The 15,973-nt window shown below is 73.4% G+C and carries 15 protein-coding genes; 12 read left to right on the top strand and 3 right to left on the bottom strand.

Annotation, left to right across the window (positions count from 1 at the left end; translation table 11 throughout):
• Positions 1–159: 159 nt before the first annotated feature.
• Entirely contained in the window at positions 160–1,065 is a 906-nt protein-coding gene (locus HCJ94_RS18365) for a DUF1775 domain-containing protein (RefSeq protein WP_168002252.1), read from the bottom strand.
• A gap of 192 nt (positions 1,066–1,257) precedes the next feature.
• Here HCJ94_RS18365 and thrS point away from each other — a divergent pair, with 192 nt between their 5' ends.
• The 3 genes from thrS (at position 1,258) to HCJ94_RS18350 (ending at position 5,053) form a co-directional block, all read left to right on the top strand.
• Positions 1,258–3,273: a threonine--tRNA ligase gene (gene thrS / locus HCJ94_RS18360; protein WP_168002251.1), complete on the top strand. Its 2,016-nt coding sequence runs from the start codon at positions 1,258–1,260 to the stop codon at positions 3,271–3,273.
• Positions 3,274–3,429: 156 nt separating this feature from the next.
• On the top strand, positions 3,430–3,942 hold the full coding sequence (locus HCJ94_RS18355; RefSeq protein WP_205801503.1) for an HIT family protein: 513 nt from the start codon (positions 3,430–3,432) through the stop codon (positions 3,940–3,942).
• A 52-nt stretch (positions 3,943–3,994) separates the two neighbouring features.
• On the top strand, positions 3,995–5,053 hold the full coding sequence (locus tag HCJ94_RS18350) for an aldo/keto reductase (RefSeq protein ID WP_168002249.1): 1,059 nt from the start codon (positions 3,995–3,997) through the stop codon (positions 5,051–5,053).
• A 113-nt stretch (positions 5,054–5,166) separates the two neighbouring features.
• Here the strand turns inward: HCJ94_RS18350 and HCJ94_RS18345 are convergent, their stop codons facing one another.
• A complete protein-coding gene (locus tag HCJ94_RS18345) occupies positions 5,167–7,320 on the bottom strand; it encodes an elongation factor G-like protein EF-G2 (protein ID WP_168002248.1) in 2,154 nt (717 codons plus the stop codon).
• Positions 7,321–7,572: 252 nt separating this feature from the next.
• On the opposite strand from HCJ94_RS18345, the gene pgsA reads away from it, so the two are divergent.
• From pgsA to pdxT, 6 genes are all read left to right on the top strand, one after another.
• Positions 7,573–8,208 (top strand): phosphatidylinositol phosphate synthase, encoded by a 636-nt coding sequence (pgsA, locus tag HCJ94_RS18340; RefSeq protein ID WP_168002247.1) that lies wholly within the window; start codon positions 7,573–7,575, stop codon positions 8,206–8,208.
• Positions 8,209–8,230: 22 nt separating this feature from the next.
• Positions 8,231–9,166 carry a phosphatidylinositol mannoside acyltransferase gene (locus HCJ94_RS18335; protein WP_168002246.1) on the top strand — a complete coding sequence of 312 codons (936 nt, stop codon included), beginning with the start codon at positions 8,231–8,233 and terminating at the stop codon, positions 9,164–9,166.
• Between the two features lie 16 nt (positions 9,167–9,182).
• Complete coding sequence (locus HCJ94_RS18330; protein WP_168002245.1) at positions 9,183–10,343, top strand: glycosyltransferase family 4 protein; 1,161 nt, start codon at positions 9,183–9,185, stop codon at positions 10,341–10,343.
• A gap of 88 nt (positions 10,344–10,431) precedes the next feature.
• Positions 10,432–10,926 (top strand): hypothetical protein, encoded by a 495-nt coding sequence (locus tag HCJ94_RS18325; RefSeq protein ID WP_205801477.1) that lies wholly within the window; start codon positions 10,432–10,434, stop codon positions 10,924–10,926.
• 137 nt (positions 10,927–11,063) lie between these two features.
• Positions 11,064–11,981 carry a pyridoxal 5'-phosphate synthase lyase subunit PdxS gene (pdxS, locus tag HCJ94_RS18320; RefSeq protein ID WP_168002243.1) on the top strand — a complete coding sequence of 306 codons (918 nt, stop codon included), beginning with the start codon at positions 11,064–11,066 and terminating at the stop codon, positions 11,979–11,981.
• Between the two features lie 59 nt (positions 11,982–12,040).
• Positions 12,041–12,646 (top strand): pyridoxal 5'-phosphate synthase glutaminase subunit PdxT, encoded by a 606-nt coding sequence (pdxT, locus tag HCJ94_RS18315; protein WP_168002242.1) that lies wholly within the window; start codon positions 12,041–12,043, stop codon positions 12,644–12,646.
• Positions 12,647–12,777: 131 nt separating this feature from the next.
• On the opposite strand, the gene HCJ94_RS18310 is transcribed toward pdxT, so the two are convergent.
• Positions 12,778–13,629 (bottom strand): helix-turn-helix transcriptional regulator, encoded by an 852-nt coding sequence (locus HCJ94_RS18310; RefSeq protein ID WP_205801499.1) that lies wholly within the window; start codon positions 13,627–13,629, stop codon positions 12,778–12,780.
• 103 nt (positions 13,630–13,732) lie between these two features.
• On the opposite strand from HCJ94_RS18310, the gene HCJ94_RS18305 reads away from it, so the two are divergent.
• The 3 genes from HCJ94_RS18305 to HCJ94_RS18295 all read left to right on the top strand — a co-directional run bounded on the left by HCJ94_RS18305 (position 13,733) and on the right by HCJ94_RS18295 (position 15,668).
• Positions 13,733–14,389 (top strand): NADPH-dependent FMN reductase, encoded by a 657-nt coding sequence (locus tag HCJ94_RS18305; RefSeq protein WP_168002240.1) that lies wholly within the window; start codon positions 13,733–13,735, stop codon positions 14,387–14,389.
• A gap of 4 nt (positions 14,390–14,393) precedes the next feature.
• Positions 14,394–14,690: a hypothetical protein gene (locus HCJ94_RS18300; protein ID WP_168002239.1), complete on the top strand. Its 297-nt coding sequence runs from the start codon at positions 14,394–14,396 to the stop codon at positions 14,688–14,690.
• A gap of 228 nt (positions 14,691–14,918) precedes the next feature.
• The gene (locus tag HCJ94_RS18295; RefSeq protein ID WP_168002238.1) at positions 14,919–15,668 is read left to right on the top strand and encodes a YebC/PmpR family DNA-binding transcriptional regulator; all 750 of its coding nucleotides are present in this window, start codon (positions 14,919–14,921) and stop codon (positions 15,666–15,668) included.
• Positions 15,669–15,973: the final 305 nt, after the last annotated feature.

The following is a 15,973-nucleotide window of genomic DNA, read 5'->3' as shown; positions in this document are numbered from 1 at the left end:
TGCCGGCGGTGCGCCGGGTGCCGGCCGTGCCCGTTGGCCAGCACCCAGGGCCCTTCGCCCCTTTGCTCTGCTTCAACCCACGCGATGGATTCCGGCCGGAACTGGTGCGTCCGTTGAAGCAGAGCAAAGGGGGCGAGAGTGTGGGCCGGTGGAGCGAGGTCAGCGTGTCGGGGCCGCCACCGCACCCTTCCGCGCCACCGTGTCCGTCCGCTCCGCCTCCTCGGCCGTGTCCGTCCGCGCCGCCTCGTCCGTCGCGGTGGTCCGCTCCGCCGGTCGGACCTCGTCGCCCGGCGGGTCGCCGTCGAGGACCGCGCGCAGGTCGTTCCGCTCGCCTGACGGCTCCCGGCGGCGCCAGCGGCTGAGCAGCCAGCCGCCCACGACGCCGCCGCCCAGGCCCGCGAGCAGGCCGGCGGCGAGCAGCCCGTTGGTGTTGCCGCCGTCCGGCTCCGAGGCGTCCGCCGTACCCGCCGGGTTGCCCGCGCCGGGCGTACCCGGCGCCGCGCCGTGGCCGTGCCCGCCCCCGGCCGCGCCCGGTGCCGGCGGCAGCAGGGTGAGCGCGGGCGCCGCCTTCTCGCCCGCCGGGCCCGACCAGCGGACGACCGTGCCGTCGGCGTACGTCTGGAGCACCTCGAAACTCAGCCGCTCCACCTGCGGCAGCGGGCCGACCGCCAGCGTCAGCCGGGCCGGCCCGGCCGCCGACCCCGGCATGCGGAACCAGGTCACGGCGCTGGTCACCATGGTCACGCGCGAGGAGTGGATGCCGGCGACCGGCCGGTCGAGCTCGCGGGTGGCGATGCGGGGCGCCCAGCCGGTCACCGACATCGGGTAGACCTCGGCGATCGGGGCGTCCGCGGGCAGCCGGACCTCGATCCGCTCGGTGCGGGTGCCGGCCCGCTCCTCCGGCACCACGAACTCCAGCTTCACCGCCTCGCCCTGCCGGGCCCGCGTCGGCTGGACCGTCACGTCCGCCGCGTACGCCGTGCCGGGCCAGGCCAGCAGCGCGCCCGCGACCAGGGCGGTCACCGCCCCGGCCCGGCGGCCGCGCCCCTCGCGCGTCCTCGCCATCGTCGTCCCCATCCGTGTCCACGTGGCCGGAACCGGCTCCGGCCGCACCTGGTAGTTCGGACGCGGGGACGGAAAGGTTCAACGCGGGCGCGTCGTCCGGAGAACGGTCCCTTCCGCACACCGCAGCGGGTGACGGCCGGGACGACCGATAGCATCGGCAGCATCCGTACCGCCTGCCCGTGAGGAGTCACCGTGTCCGCACCCCGTATCCCCGTCGTGGCCGACCCCGTCGTCGTGGCCGCCGGGACGACGGCGGCCGACGCGGTGGCGACGGCCGGCCTGCCGACGACCGGGCCCAAGGCGATCGTGGTGGTCCGCGACGCCCAGGGTCAGCTGCGTGACCTGGACTGGCGGCCGGAGGCCGACACCGAGGTCGAGCCGGTGGCCATCGACACCCCGGACGGGCTGAACGTGCTGCGGCACTCCACCGCGCACGTGCTCGCCCAGGCCGTGCAGGACGTCTTCCCCGAGGCGAAGCTCGGCATCGGCCCGCCGATCGAGAACGGCTTCTACTACGACTTCGCGGTCGACAAGCCGTTCCAGCCGGAGGACCTCGCCAAGCTCGAGAAGCGGATGCAGGAGATCGTCAAGTCCGGCCAGCGGTTCCGGCGGCGGCGCTTCAACAGCCTCGACGAGGCGAAGGCCGAACTGGCCGCCGAGCCGTTCAAGCTGGAACTCGTCGACGTCAAGGGCGAGGGCCTGGACTCGGACGAGGTCATGGAGGTCGGCGGCGGCGAGCTGACCATCTACGACAACCTCGCGGCCAGCGAGGACAAGGTCTGCTGGTCGGACCTGTGCCGGGGGCCGCACCTGCCGAACACCCGGCTGATCGGCGCGTTCAAGCTGATGCGCTCGGCCGCCGCGTACTGGCGGGGTTCGGAGAAGAACCCGCAGCTCCAGCGGGTGTACGGCACCGCGTGGCCGACCCGCGACGAGCTGAAGGCGTACCTGAAGCTCCTCGAGGAGGCCGCGCGGCGCGACCACCGCAAGCTCGGCGCGGACCTCGACCTGTTCAGCTTCCCCGACGAGATCGGCTCCGGCCTGCCGGTCTTCCACCCCAAGGGCGGCGTGCTCAAGCGGGTGATGGAGGACTACGTCCGGGCCCGCCACATCGAGGAGGGCTTCGAGTACGTCGGTACCCCGCACATCTCGAAGGAAGGCCTCTTCCACACCTCGGGTCACCTGCCGTACTACGCCGACGGGATGTTCCCGCCCATGCAGTTCGAGGGGGCGGACTACTACCTCAAGGCGATGAACTGCCCGATGCACAACCTGATCTACCGGTCGCGCGGGCGGTCCTACCGCGAGCTGCCGATGCGGCTGTTCGAGTTCGGGTCGGTCTACCGGTACGAGAAGTCGGGCGTCATCCACGGGCTGACCCGGGTGCGCGGCTTCACCCAGGACGACTCGCACTCGTACTGCACGAAGGAGCAGGCGCCGGCCGAGGTCAAGCACCTGCTGGCCTTCGTGCTCGGCCTGCTGCAGGACTTCGGCATCACCGACTTCTACCTGGAGCTGTCGACCCGCGACGAGTCCAAGCCGGACAAGTTCGTCGGCTCCGACGAGGACTGGGCGACGGCGACCGCCGTGCTCGATCAGTGTGCCCGGGACACCGGGCTGGAGCTCGTGCCCGACCCGGGTGGCGCGGCCTTCTACGGCCCGAAGATCTCCGTCCAGGCCAAGGACGCCATCGGCCGCACCTGGCAGATGTCCACCATCCAGTACGACTTCAACCAGCCGAAGGGCTTCGGGCTGGAGTACCAGGCGGCCGACGGCACCCGGCAGCAGCCCGTCATGATCCACTGCGCGAAGTTCGGGTCGATCGAGCGGTTCATCGGCGTGCTGACCGAGCACTACGCCGGTGCGTTCCCGGCCTGGCTCGCCCCGGTGCAGGTGGTCGGCATCCCGATCCGCGAGGACCACACCGACTACCTGCACGGCTTCGTCGCCGCGCTGCGCGCCGAGGGCATCCGCGCCCAGGTCGACGCCGGTGACGACCGGATGCAGAAGAAGATCCGCACCGCCCAGCAGCAGAAGATCCCCTTCATGGTGATCGCCGGCGACGACGACGTCGCGGCGGGCACCGTGTCGTTCCGCTACCGGGACGGCTCGCAGCGCAACGGCGTACCGATGGCCGAGGCGGTCAACCACGTCGTCGACGTGGTGTCCTCGCGCAGCAACATCGGCCCGTCCGCCGCGGAGGCGTGAGGAAGGGATCCCTCCGGCAGACGGTGCCGTGTCGACCCTGGGCCGCGCCGGTCCGCCGTACCACGGGTGGCCGGCGCGGTTCGGTGACGCCCCGCACCGGGTCGTAGGATCGCTGCTGTGACTGGGGCGGACGGACACACCGACAGCAGCGACGCCATGACGGACGGCCTGGATCGGCTCTGGACACCCCACCGGATGACCTACATCTCGGGCGAGGACCGGCCCGAGGGCGGGTACGAGAAGCCCAGCGGCTGCCCGTTCTGCCTCGCGCCCGGCCGACCCGAGTCGGAGAGCCTCGTCGTGGCGCGCGGCGAGCACGTCTTCGTGGTGCTCAACCTCTACCCGTACAACCCGGGGCACCTGCTGGTCTGCCCCTACCGGCACGTCGCCGACTACACCGACCTCGACGGCCCCGAGACGGGTGAGCTGGCCGTGTTCACGCAGACCGCCATGCGGGTGATCCGCAAGGTCAGCAGCGCGCACGGCTTCAACCTCGGGATGAACCAGGGCGGCGTGGCCGGCGCCGGGATCGCCGCGCACCTGCACCAGCACGTGGTGCCCCGGTGGGGCGGGGACGCCAACTTCATGCCGGTGATCGGGCGCACCAAGGTCCTGCCGCAGTTGCTTGGCGACACGCGCGAGTTGCTCGCGCGCGCCTGGCCGTCCTGACACCCGAAGCGATCACCCCCCTCCGGTCGGCCGGGGGTGACAGGATGCGTCGATGGCAGTCATGACGCGGACACTGGGTCGCAGCGGCATCGAGGTGAGCGCCCTGGGCATGGGGTGCTGGGCGATCGGTGGCCCCTGGGCCGAGGGCGTCCAGCCGCTGGGCTGGGGCGTCGTCGACGACGACGAGTCCGTCCGGGCGGTCCGCCGCGCGCTCGACCTCGGCGTGACCTTCTTCGACACCGCCGACACGTACGGCGCGGGGCACTCGGAGCGGATCCTCGGGCGGGCCCTCGCCGGCCGGCGGGACGAGGCGGTCGTCGCCACGAAGTGGGGTTACACGTTCGACGAGGCGGCCCGCCAGGCGACGGGGGAGGACGCGTCCCCGGCGTACCTGCGGCGGGCGGTGACCGACTCGCTGCGCCGGCTCGGCACCGACCGCATCGACCTCTACCAGCTGCACCTGGGCGACCTCCCGGTGCCGCGCGCGGAGGCCCTGATCGCCACGCTGGAGGACCTGGTGGCCGACGGCCTGGTGCGCGCGTACGGGTGGAGCACCGACCGGGCGGACCGGGCCGCCGCGTGGGGGCAGGCCGCCCGGGGCGCCACCGCCGTGCAGCACACCCTGTCGGTGCTGCGGGACGCCCCCGAGCTGCTGGCCGTCTGCGACAAGTACGACCTCGCCAGCGTCGCCCGGGGCCCGCTCGGGATGGGCCTGCTCACCGGCAAGTACACGACGGGCTCCACGCTGCCCCGGGACGACCTGCGCGGGCACGCTCCCGGTTGGCTGGAGTGGTTCCGGGGCGGCCGGCCGGCACCGGAGTGGCTGCGCCGGGTGAGCGCCGTCCGCGCCGCGCTCACCGCCGACGGCCGCACCCTGGCCCAGGGCGCACTGGGCTGGATCTGGGCGCGCAGCGAGCGCAGCGTCCCGATCCCGGGCTGCCGTACCGTCGCGCAGGTCGAGGAGAACGCGGCGGCGCTGGCCCGGGGCCCGCTCCCGCCGGACCAGTTCGCCGAGGTCGAGCGCCAGTTGGCGGCCCTGCGGGCGGCGGCGCTCCGGGAAGCCGACCGCCCCTACTGGCCCAGCCCCACCCTCCCCACCGCCCGCCCCTGACCGACGCCCGCCGCCCCTCGGCCGTCCCGTCGGCGTCGATCATGAGGTTAGCGGGGAGAAATGCCCGTCTCCCGCCCGCCAACCTCATGATCAACCTTGAAGGGCTGGGTGGGTCAGGTGTGTTCCTTGCGGATCTGGTCGGCCAGGTGGGTGGGCATGGGTTCGTAGCGGACGAACTGCCGGCGGAAGGTGCCGGTGCCGGAGGTCATCGAGCGCAGCTCCACCGCGTACCGGAGGAGCTCGGTCGCCGGCACCTCGGCGCGGACCAGCGTGCGGCCCTCGGCGGTGGTGTCCGGTTCGGTGCCGAGCACCCGGCCGCGCCGGCCGGACAGGTCACCCATCACCGCGCCCACCGACGAGTCGGGCACCCGGATGACCACCTCGTCGACCGGTTCCAGCAGCGCCGGCTGGCCCTTCTCGGCCGCGTCCTTCAGCGCGAGTGCCCCGGCGGTCTGGAACGCCGCGTCGGAGGAGTCCACGCTGTGCGCCTTGCCGTCGAACAGCGTCACCCGCAGGTCCACCACCGGGTAGCCGGCGACCAGGCCGCGCTCCATCTGGGCGCGGACGCCCTTCTCCACCGACGGGATGTAGTTGTGCGGCACCGCGCCACCCACCACCCGGTCGACGAACTCGAAACCGGCGCCGCGCGGCAGCGGCGCCACCTCGATGTCGCAGACCGCGTACTGGCCGTGCCCGCCGGACTGCTTGACGTGCCGTCCGTGCCCCTTGGCCGGCACGGTGAACGTCTCGCGCAGGGCCACCCGCACCGGCTCGGTGTCCAGCTCCACGCCGCCGGTCCGCAGCCGCTCCAGCACCACGTCCGCGTGCGCCTCGCCCATGCACCACAGCACCAGCTGGTGGGTCTCGGGGTTGCGGTCCAGCCGGAGGGTGGGGTCGCCGGCCACCAGCCGGGCCAGGTTGCGGGCGAGCGCGTCCTCGTCGGAGCGGCTGCGGGCCACGATCGCCACCGGCAGCAGCGGCTCCGGCATCTCCCACGGCGCGATCAGCAGCGGGTCCTCCTTGGCGGAGATGGTGTCGCCGGTCTCCGCGCTGCCCGACTTGGTGATCGCGCAGATGTCGCCGGCCACGCAGAGGCCCACCTCCCGCAACGTCGCGCCGAGCGGCGAGTAGATGTGCCCCACCCGCTCGTCGGCGTCGTGGTCGGGATGCCCGCGGTCGGCCATGCCGTGCCCGGAGACGTGCACGGTCTGCTCGGGGCGCAGCGTGCCGGAGAACACCCGTACCAGCGAGACCCGACCGACGTGCCGGTCGATGGTGGTCTTGACGACCTCGGCGACCAGCGGACCGTCCGGATCGCAGGTGAGCGGCGGCCGGGGTGCTCCGTCCACGCCGGTCACCGCCGGCACGTCGTGCTCCAGCGGCGACGGGAAGCCGGCGGTGAGCACCTCCAGCAGCGCGTCCAGCCCCACCCCGGTCTCCGCGCAGACCGGCACCACGGGGTAGAAGTGGCCGCGCGCGACCGCCTTCTCCAGGTCCTCGACGAGGATGTCGATGCCGATCTCCTCGCCCTCGAGGTACCGGTCCATGAGGGTCTCGTCCTCGCTCTCGGCGATGATCCCCTCGATCAGCTCGTTGCGGGACTCGGCGATCGCCGGCAGGTGCTCCGGGTCCGGCTCGCGTACCTCCGCCGGCAGGCCGCCGGTGTAGTCGAAGACCCGCCGCGTGATGAGCCCGAGCAGGCCGACGGTGGAGATGCCGTCGTCGCCGAGCATCGGCAGGTAGAGCGGGAGCACGTTGTCGCCGAAGACCCGCTGGCAGAGCGCCACCGCCTCGTCGAAGTCCGCGCGCGGGTGGTCCAGCCGGGAGACGGCGACCGCCCGGGGCATGTCGACGGCGGCGCACTCCTCCCACAGCGCGGCGGTGGCGGCGTCCATCCCGTCGACGGCGGAGACGACGAAGAGCGCGGCGTCGGCGGCCCGCAGCCCGGCCCGCAGCTCACCGACGAAGTCGGCGTACCCCGGGCTGTCCAGCAGGTTGACCTTGGTCCCGTTGTGCATCAGGGGCGCGCAGGCCAGGCTCACCGAGCGCTGCTGACGTACGGCGGCGGGGTCGTGGTCGCAGACCGTGGTGCCGTCGGTGACGCTTCCGGCGCGGCCGATCGTGCCGGTCGCGGCGAGCAACGCCTCGACCAGGGTCGTCTTGCCGGCCCCGGAGTGGCCGACGAGCACCACGTTGCGGACCCTGCCGGGGTCGGTCACCACCGGCGCGCCGCCGGTGACCCCCTTCTCCTGACTCTTCTGCGCCATGCGGCGCACCTCCCTCAGCCGGTGGTTGGTGGCGACCGCCGCGCGCGACGGGGAGCGGCCCGGGGCGGGTGCGCGGCGATATCCTCCGGTGGACTGCTGCCAAGCGGGAACGGGACGGGCGGACCGGTGAGCTGGCTCACCTTTCCCTGGGTCGATCAGACACCCGATGCCCGGGCCGCACAAGCCTCGCCGCGCGGGTCACCTGACCGGCCGTATCGCCGCTGGCCCGGGGACCGTTAGGGTGGGACCGCCATGGCGAAGATCTTCCAAGTGACTGCCCGCGCGGGCATGACCCGCGTCGTCGAACCGCTCGCGCGTCGACTGCTGCGCGCGGGCGTCACTCCCAACGCGGTCACCGTGACGGGCACCCTCGGGGTGCTCGTCGGCGCGCTCGGCTTCGGCGCCCGCGGCCACCTCGTCGCCGGAGCGTTGATCGTGACGGTCTTCGCGCTGACCGACCTGCTCGACGGGACGATGGCCCGCATGAGCGGCGGCTCCACCCGGTTCGGGGCGTTCCTCGACTCGAGCATGGACCGGATCGCCGACAGCGCCGTCTTCGGCGCCGTGGCCTACTACCTGGCCACCGAGGGCGACCACTCCGGTGTCGCGGCGGCCCTGCTCTGCCTGGCCGCGGGCAGTCTCGTCTCCTACGTGAAGGCCCGCGCCGAAGGGCTCGGCATGACCTGCGACGTGGGTATCGCCGAACGCACCGAGCGCCTGCTCATCGTCGGCGTCGGCGGCCTGCTCACCGGCGTCGGCGTCGATCCGGCCCTGGAGATCGCGCTCTGGCTCCTCGCCGCCGTGTCGATCTTCACGGTCGGCCAGCGGATGGCCCACGTGTACCGGCAGGCCCAGCGGCTCCCCACCGCCCCGGGCGGCCAGGGGTGAGGGCGGCGCGGGGCCGGCACCGGTGACCCTCACCGAGCTGGCCTACCTCGCCGGGTGGCGCGCCGTCCGCGCGCTGCCCCGGCCCGTCGCGGCCGCCGCCTTCCAGGTGGGCGCCGACCGCGCCCACCGTCGCGGTGGCGCCGGTACGGCCCGACTGCGCGCCAACCTGCGCCGGGTGGTCGGCGCCGACGTTCCCGAGGCCGAGCTGGACCGGCTGGTCCGGGCCGGCCTGCGCTCGTACGCCCGGTACTGGATGGAGGCGTTCCGGCTGCCCTCGCTCAGCCGGGCGGAGATCCTCGCCGGCTTCCGCCTCGACCGCGAGGAGCTGCTCGCCGCCGACGTCGCCGCCGGCCGGGGCGCGGTGGTGGCCCTGCCGCACGCCGGCAACTGGGACGCCGCCGGCGCCTGGGTCGCCGCGATGGGGTGGCCGATCGCCACGGTTGCCGAGCGGCTCAAGCCCGAGGGCGTCTACCAGCGGTTCCTGGCCTTCCGGCGGGGCCTGGGCATGGAGATCCTGCCCACCCACGGCGGCGAGCGGCCGGCCTTCGACGTGCTGGTCGACCGGCTGCGCGCCGGTTTCGTCGTCCCGTTGCTGGCCGACCGGGACCTCTCGGCCCGCGGCGTGGAGGTCGACTTCTTCGGCGGCCGCACCCGGATGCCGCCCGGTCCGGCGCTGCTGGCGTTGCGCACCGGCGCGCCTCTCTACGTCGCCTCGTTGTGGTACGAGCCGGGGGTCGCGCGCGCCTCGATCGAGGGGCCGCTGCCGGTGCCCGGTCCCGAGGAGGGCCCGCTGGACGTGCGGGCGCGGGCGCTGACCCAGCGGATCGCCGACGGTCTGGCGGCGGGCATCGCCCGCCATCCGGAAGACTGGCACATGTTGCAGCGGATGTGGTTGGACCAGCGGCACGCCACAGCGGACGGCGCGGCTCAGCCCTCGCCAGCCACCGGACAGGTCTGAGGGAAAGGGCGCCAACGTGCGGATCGGCATCGTGTGCCCGTACTCCTTCGACGTGCCGGGCGGCGTGCAGAACCACGTGATGGACCTGGCCGAGGCGCTGATCGGCCTCGGGCACGAGGTGAGCGTCCTCGCCCCGGCCGACGAGGACTCGCCGCTGCCGCCGTACGTGGTGCCGGCCGGTCGGGCGGTGCCGCTGCCGTACAACGGCTCGGTGGCCCGGATCGCCTTCGGCCCGGTCTCCACCGCCCGGGTCCGCCGGTGGATCATCCGGGGCGACTTCGACGTGCTGCACGTGCACGAGCCGCTGACGCTGAGCCTGTCCATGCTCGCCGTGCTCTCCGCGCGGGGGCCGGTGGTGGCCACGTTCCACACCGCGATGACCCGCTCCCGGGTGCTCGCCGCCGCCCAGGGCGTGCTCCAGATCGTGCTGGAACGCATCACCGCCCGGATCGCGGTCAGCGCCCTGGCCCGCAAGGTGCAGGTCGAGCACATGGACGGCGGGGCGGTGGAGATCCCGAACGGGGTGGCCGTCGCGAAGTTCACCGACGCCGAGCCGCTGCCCGGCTGGCCGGGGGAGTGCACACCGGGCCGGGGCGGCACGATCGGCTTCCTCGGCCGGTTCACCGAGGCCCGGAAGGGTTTCCCGGTGCTCCGGGACGCGTTCGTGCACCTCGCGCCCGAACGCCCCGGGCTGCGACTGCTGGTCGCGGGGCCGGGTGACTCCGACGACCTGTACGAGAAGTTCCCGGCCGAGCTGCGCGACCGGGTCACCTTCCTCGGCCTGGTCTCCGAGGCGGACAAGGCCCGGATGCTGCGCAGCGTCCACCTCTACGTGGCGCCGAACACCGGCGGCGAGTCGTTCGGGATGATCCTCACCGAGGCCCTCGCGGCGGGGACCACGGTCGTCGCGAGCGACCTCGACGCGTTCCGCCGGGTGCTCGACGGCGGCCGGGCCGGCCGGCTGTTCCGCACCGGCGACCCGTCGGCCCTGCGGACCGCCCTGGCCGACCTGCTCGACGACGCTGCCGCGCGGGCCACGCTGACCGCCTGCGGCGACCAGGTGGTGGCGAATTTCGACTGGCCCGTGGTTGCCCGCCGGGTTCTGGAGGTATACGCAGCGGCGATCGAGGCCACCGACGGTCGGGTCATCGACCAGGAGTGGGTGGGGCTGGGCTGACCCGCGGGGCCGGTGGTGCGGGGGAGGCCGGCGGTCGGCCGGCCGTGGCCGGCGGAGACGGAAACGGAGCGACACTACGATGCCGGGCATGTGGTGGGCGGTGGGCGCGACGCTGGTCGTCGGGCTGCTGGCGGCGTACCTCGGGTGGACCGCCGGGCGGGTCGAGCGGCTGCAGGCGCGGGCGGAGTCGGCTGCCCGCGCGCTCGACGCCCACCTGCTGCGCCGCGCGGCGGCCGCCGCGGTCCTGGCCGAGCGCCGCTACGGTGTCGAGCTGTACGCGGCGGCGCGGATCGCGCTGGACGCCCGCCCCGACGAGCGTGAGGCGGCCGAGAACGACCTCACGCGCCAGCTGCGCGCGGTGCAGCTCGATCCGGGCGATCCGGACGCCGAGGCCGTGATCGCCGCGAGCCGGCGGCTTGCGTTGGCCCGGCAGGTGCACACCGACCTGGTGCGCGACGCCCGCGCGGCACGTGGCCGACCACTGGTGCGCCTGTTGCGGATGGGGCGACGGAAGCCCTGGCCGCAGTACTTCGACATCGACGACCCGACGCTGACCGCACCCGCCGACGTCCCCGCCGGCTGAGCGCGCGGCCCCGCCCGACCCCGTGACGGCTGCCACAGAGCAGGCCACCGTGGGTCTGATTGGCTGTCGGACGCGCGTTCACCCCGTCGTAGCCTTTCCGCAGCCACCCCCGAGCACGTCTCTAGGAGCGATGACCCGTGCCCGAAACCACCTCCCCGAACACCACTGCCACCCCCGTCACCGGTACCGCTCGCGTCAAGCGCGGCATGGCCGAGATGCTCAAGGGCGGCGTGATCATGGACGTGGTCACCCCCGAGCAGGCCAAGATCGCTGAGGACGCCGGCGCCGTCGCCGTGATGGCGCTGGAGCGGGTGCCCGCCGACATCCGCGCCCAGGGCGGCGTCTCCCGGATGAGCGACCCGGACATGATCGACGGCATCATCAACGCCGTCTCCATCCCGGTGATGGCCAAGGCCCGGATCGGCCACTTCGTCGAGGCGCGGATCCTCCAGTCCCTCGGCGTCGACTACGTCGACGAGTCCGAGGTGCTGACCCCGGCCGACTACGAGAACCACATCGACAAGTGGGCCTTCACGGTCCCCTTCGTCTGCGGTGCCACCAACCTGGGTGAGGCGCTGCGCCGGATCACCGAGGGCGCGGCCATGATCCGCTCCAAGGGCGAGGCCGGTACCGGTGACGTCTCCAACGCCACCACCCACATGCGCAAGATCCGCAAGGAGATCCGCCGGCTCCAGTCGCTTCCGGCCGACGAGCTGTACGTCGCCGCCAAGGAGCTCCAGGCGCCGTACGAGCTGGTCAAGGAGGTCGCCGATACCGGCAAGCTGCCGGTGGTGCTGTTCACCGCCGGTGGTATCGCCACCCCGGCCGACGCCGCCATGATGATGCAGCTCGGCGCCGAGGGCGTCTTCGTCGGCTCCGGCATCTTCAAGTCCGGCAACCCGGCGCAGCGCGCCGCCGCGATCGTCAAGGCCACCACCTTCCACGACGACCCGGACGTGCTGGCCAAGGTCTCCCGCGGCCTCGGCGAGGCGATGGTCGGCATCAACGTCGACGAGATCCCGCAGCCGCACCGGCTGGCCGAGCGCGGCTGGTGACGTGCAGGAAGGGGCCTCTTCAGCCGGGGCCCCTTCCGCACCCCTGGAAAGGAGCGCACGTGACGGCACCGGTGATCGGTGTGCTCGCCCTTCAGGGCGACGTCCGCGAGCACGCCGCCGCCCTGGCCGCCGCCGGAGCGGACGTCCGACCGGTCCGCCGCCGCGAGGAGTTGGACGCGGTCGACGGTCTGGTGATCCCGGGCGGCGAGTCCACCACGATCAGCAAGCTGGCCGACATCTTCGAGCTGCGCGAGCCGATCGACAAGCGCATCGCCGGCGGCATGCCCGTCTACGGGTCCTGCGCCGGCATGATCATGCTGGCCGGTGAGGTGCTCGACGGCCGGCCCGACCAGCGCGGCTTCGCCGGCATCGACATGACCGTCCGGCGCAACGCGTTCGGGCGCCAGGTCGACTCGTTCGAGGCGCCGGTGGACGTCACCGGCGTCGACGGCGGCCCGTTCCACGCGGTGTTCATCCGGGCGCCGTGGGTGGAGCGCGTCGGCGCGGGCGTCGAGGTGCTCGGCACGGTGACCGAGGGCCCGGCGGCCGGGCGGATCGTCGCGGTCCGGCAGGGCAACCTGCTGGCCACCTCGTTCCACCCCGAGCTGACCGGCGACCGGCGCCTGCACGCGTACTTCGTGAACCTCGTCCGCGGCGTGCGCTGACCCCGGGTGCGTCCGACCGGCGATCAGGAGTCGATCAAGAGGTTTGCGGGACGGGAGAGCCTTCTCCCACCCGCAAACCTCTTGATCGCCAGGGGAGCCGGGGGAGCGGGGAGCCGCCGAGCGGGGTTCGGTCAGCCGGCGACGGCGCGCAGCCGGCCGGGTGCGCGGCCCAGGAGCTGGTCCAGCCGGGTGGCCGTCGCCGGGTCAGCGGGCAGGTGCGCGACCAGCCACTGGTCGCCTGCGTCGCCGACCGTCAGCGTTTCGAAGGCGAGTCGGAGCGGCCCGGCCTGCGGGTGGCGCAGTGCGCGGATTCCGTGCTGTGCCGCCGGCACCGGGCGTCGTCGCCACCGGTCGGCGAAGGGCAGGCCCACCGTCCGGGCCAGCCGGTCGGCGAACTCGTCGGTCGCCGGGTCGCCCTGGCGCAGCCGGTGCAGCTCGGCGACCTGATGGTCGGCCATCTCGGCCCAGTCGGCGAACGCCTCCCGCGCCCGTTCATCGGTGAACAGCCACCAGGGCAGGTTGGGGCGGGAGCCGTCGAGCAGGCCCAGCGGCCGGGCGAGCCGGTCGAAGGGGTCGTTCCACGCCAGCAGGTCCCCGAGCCGGTTGGTCACGTGCGCCGGGGTGTCCCGTACGGCGTCCAGCAGTGCGCGGACGGACGGCCGGACCGTACGCGCGACCGCAGGCGTCCCGCGCGGGCAGAGCTGCCGGCTGTGATTGGCGGCGGCGAGCTGCCGTAGGTGCTCGCGATCGGCGTCCGTCAACTGCAACGCGTCGGCGAGCGCGGCGAGGATCTCCGGCGACGGGCGGGTGTCACGGCCCTGCTCGAGGCGGGTGAGGTACTCCACGCTCACCTGCGCGAGCGTCGCCAGCTCGGCGCGGCGCAGCCCCGGCGTCCGGCGTCGGGGCCCCTCGGGCAGGCCGACCCGCCCGGGCGGAAGCGCCTCCCGCCGGCTGCGCAGGAACGCGCCGAGCTCGCCGTCCATCACCGGCCCAGTCTGACACCGGACATCCGATGAAGGGTGTCCCTGCCGGGGCCACCCTCACGACGGCCTCCCCACCCACCCGGCGCGGCGCGAGGCTCAGGCCATGCAGAACACACAGACCTCCGGGCCGGTCCGGATCGGCGTGATCGTGGGCAGCACCCGACCGGGCCGGCGCAGCACCGCCGTCGCCGGCTGGGTGACCCAGGTCGCGTCCCGGCACCCGGCTGTTCGCGACGGCGAGGGCGTCGTCGAGCTGGTGGACCTGGCCGAGCAGGACCTGCCGCTGCTCGACGAGCCGGTGCCGGCGCTGTTCGGGGACTACCGCAACCCGCACACCCGGCGCTGGGCGGGCGTGATCGGCGGATACGACGCATTCCTGTTCGTCACCCCGGACTACAACCGGTCGATCCCGGCCGCCCTGAAGAACGCCGTCGACTACCTGTACGCCGAGTGGAACGGCAAGGTCGCCGGGTTGCTGACGTACGGCGTGCAGGGCGGCACCCGGGCCGGCGACCACCTCCAGGCCGTCCTCGGCGAGGTGCGGGTCGTGGTCGTACCGACGCGGCTGGCGCTGGGGCTCTTCACCGATTTCGACTTCGCCGACGCGCCGCCGGGGGACCCGACCCACCCGGCCCGGCTCAAGCCGGAGGACGGGCGGGAGCAGTCGCTCACGACGATGCTGACCGAGATCGTGACGTGGACGGCCGCGCTCCGTGCCGCCGGGGCCGCCGCGGACCGCCGTCCCGAGCTGGTGGGGTGACGCGGTGGAGACGATCGTCATCCAGTACCGGGTCCGTCCCGAGCAGGTCGGCACGCACCTGGCCCTCCTGCGTGCCGTCTACGCGGAGCTGGCCCGGACCCGGCCGGCGGGGCTGCGCTTCGTGACGCTGCAACTGGACGACGGGCGCAGCTTCGTCGACATCGCCCTGGCGCCGGAGCTGCCCGGCCCGTTGCCGCGGCTCGAGTCGTTCCGCCGGTACCGCGCCGGCCTCGAGGACCGCTGTGCGGAACGGAGCACCTCCGGATTCACCGAGGTCGGATCGTACGGCTTCGGGGAATGACCGCCCGGCCCGTCCCGTTGTGCCTGTTCGGGCCGCTCGGGGCGGGCCGGTGCCGTGCGGTGCTGACGCTCGCCCGTCTCTCACCGGTAGGATTGCCGAGATTCGGCAGGGCCATCTGCCCGCCACGGCTTCCACCAGAGCTGACCGGCACTCTCCGCGTGCGCCGGCGGGAGCGGGGGCGAGTGCGGTGCGGTCGATGCAGACGGCGGGTAGCAACGGAGGTAACTGATGTCCGGCCACTCAAAGTGGGCGACGACCAAGCACAAGAAGGCGGTCATCGACGCCAAGCGCGGCAAGATGTTCGCCAAGCTGATCAAGAACGTCGAGGTGGCGGCGCGCACCGGCGGCGGCGACCCGGCCGGCAACCCGACCCTCTACGACGCCATCCAGAAGGCCAAGAAGAACTCGGTCCCCAACGACAACATCGATCGTGCGGTCAAGCGGGGCTCCGGCCTGGAGGCCGGCGGCGCCGACTACCAGACGATCATGTACGAGGGCTACGGCCCGAACGGCGTCGCGCTGCTGATCGAGTGCCTCACCGACAACCGCAACCGCGCCGCCACCGAGGTGCGCACCGCGCTGACCCGCAACGGCGGTTCGTTCGCCGACGCCGGCTCCGTGTCGTACATGTTCTCCCGCAAGGGCGTGGTGATCGTGCCCAAGGCCGACACCACCGAGGACGACGTGATGATGGCCGTCCTGGACGCGGGCGCCGAGGAGGTCAACGACCTCGGCGAGGCGTTCGAGGTGGTGTCCGAGCCGGGTGACCTGATCGCGGTCCGCACGGCGCTGCAGGACGCCGGCATCGAGTACGAGTCGGCCGAGTCCTCGCTGATCCCGAGCGTCAACGTCCCGCTGGACGAGGAGGGCGCCCGGAAGATCTTCAAGCTGATCGACGTCCTGGAGGACTGCGACGACGTGCAGAACGTCTACGCGAACTTCGACGTCAGCGACGAGATCATGGCCGCCGTCGGCTGAGCTGTCGGCGACAGCGATCCGCGCCGGGCCCGGCCCCACCCGATCGGTGGTGCCGGGCCCGTCTCGCGTCCGCGTCAGCCCAGCGTCTCCCGGGAGCGCCAGGCCGTGCCGATGATCCGCAGCCGCCGGGCGAGGCGTCGGTCCCGGCCCGCCGCCAGTCCTCACCCGGTCGGCGCCGGTCTTGCGGGGACCCGACTTCATGGAGGTCGGGCTGTCCGGGCGGTACGGACACCGCGACTTCCAGGATGTCGAGTGGATCATGTGGCGCCCGGCCCGGACCGGACGTGCGCCGGCCCGGCACCCCC

The sequence above is a fragment of the Micromonospora thermarum genome, assembly GCF_012034245.1.
GTDB classification, from domain to species: Bacteria; Actinomycetota; Actinomycetes; order Mycobacteriales; family Micromonosporaceae; genus Micromonospora; species Micromonospora thermarum.
Note: the sequence above shows the minus strand (reverse complement) of the source record. Positions and strands in the feature narration are given on the sequence as shown.